This window comes from Flavobacterium sp. UGB4466 (genome assembly GCF_903469665.1).
GTDB lineage: Bacteria > Bacteroidota > Bacteroidia > Flavobacteriales > Flavobacteriaceae > Flavobacterium > Flavobacterium lipolyticum.
The window spans coordinates 1-1,743 of sequence record NZ_CAGKLC010000227.1 but is presented as its reverse complement, the minus strand read 5'-3'; the positions used below and the strand labels follow the sequence as shown (position 1 = coordinate 1,743).

Annotated in this window: 1 protein-coding gene; it reads right to left on the bottom strand. The window is 37.8% G+C overall.

Annotated features, from left to right (window positions below):
• Positions 1–309: 309 nt before the first annotated feature.
• Complete coding sequence (locus JO950_RS21770; RefSeq protein WP_202704521.1) at positions 310–1,626, bottom strand: ammonium transporter; 1,317 nt, start codon at positions 1,624–1,626, stop codon at positions 310–312.
• Between the last annotated feature and the right edge of the window lie 117 nt (positions 1,627–1,743).

The following is a 1,743-nucleotide window of genomic DNA, read 5'->3' as shown; positions in this document are numbered from 1 at the left end:
GAAGAGTGAAGAGTGAAGAGTGAAGAGTGAAGAGTGAAGAGTGAAGAGTGAAGAGTGAAGAGTGAAGAGTAAAGAGTAAAGAGTAAAGAGTAAAGAGTAAAGAGTAAAGAGTAAAGAGTAAAGAGTAAAGAGTAAAAATCAAAATCTACAATCTACAATCTACAATCTACAATCTACAATCTACAATCTACAATCTAAAATCTAAAGTCTAAAGTCTACAATAAACTAAGGTGAAGTTAATTCAAAACAAAAATCCCTCTAAGGTCAGACTTAGAGGGATTTTTTATGGGCAAAGGCGGAAATTTGTTTTTATAAGAATTCCCCGTGTTGAGAAATATCCAATCCTAATTCTTCTTTTTCTTCGGTAACTCTTAGCGGGGTAATTTTGTTTACGACAAAGAATAAAGCGTAAGAACCTACAAAAGCAAAGATAGAAACGATTACCAAAGCAGTTAATTGATTGATAAATAGTGTTGGAGTTCCAAAAATTAGACCTTGATTGTCTCCAACGGCAGGGTTGATTGCTTTCGAGGCAAAAACACCGGTTAACAGCATTCCTACCATACCACCAACACCATGACAGGCGAAAACGTCTAACGCATCATCGATTTTTCCTTTAGGGAATTTGCTTACTACCAGATTACTAACGATGGCAGAGAATGCTCCGATGAAAATAGCATGAGAGATGCTTACAAAACCTGCGGCAGGAGTAATGGCAACCAGTCCTACGACCGCTCCTATGCAAGCGCCCAGAGCGGATAATTTGTGTCCTAAGATCTTATCCAGGAAAACCCAAGCCATAGCAGCAGCTGCGGCAGCAACAGTTGTTGTTCCTAAGGCCTGAACAGCTAATCCGTTAGCTCCTAATGCGGAACCTGCATTGAAACCAAACCATCCAAACCATAACAAACCTGTTCCAAGTAAAACATAAGTAATTCTGGCTGGATTTACTTTTTGAATTTTTCTTTTTCCTAAGAATATTGCTCCTGCTAAAGCGGCCCATCCGGCACTCATGTGCACTACTGTTCCTCCCGCGAAATCTAATACTCCCATTTTAAAGAATACTCCGTCAGGATGCCATGTCATATGTGCTAAAGGAGAATATATGATTAGGATGAATAAAACCATGAATAACAAATAAGCCCAAAAACGCACACGTTCTGCAAATGCACCAGTGATTAGTGCAGGTGTAATAATGGCGAATTTTGCCTGAAACAATGCGAATAACATAAAAGGTATGGTTGGGGCAAGACTCCAGGCAGTGCTGGTACCTACATTCTGAAAGAATAAATTGGAAGTTGGGTCTCCAATGATTCCGCGAATAGAAGGGCCAAATGCTAATCCGAAAGCGACAATAACCCATAAGATAGTAACAATTACCATTGCCATAAAACTTTGCAGCATGGTACTAATAACGTTTTTCTTACCTACCATTCCTCCGTAGAAAAATCCTAATCCCGGTGTCATAAGCAAAACAAATGCAGTGGCTACGATCATCCAGGCTGTATCTCCTGTGTCAAACTTTACAGCTTCTGCCGGAATTGGATTATCGGATAGTATAAAGTTGGATAAAAAGGTGAATACTAAAATCGTGATAAGAATCACACTTAAAATAATTTTTCGCATAGTTATTTAGTTTTAAATTTTTTATAAATGTATAAAATCAAGTAATAACCATGTAAAAAATAGGGGTAAGTGCTTTATTTTTATTAATTTTTTATTTTGACCCCCTGTATTTTATGT

Excerpts from the sequence above, each read along its gene's own strand:
- JO950_RS21770 (WP_202704521.1), bottom strand. The coding sequence starts at position 1,626 with ATGCGAAAAATTATTTTAAGTGTGATTCTTATCACGATTTTAGTATTC.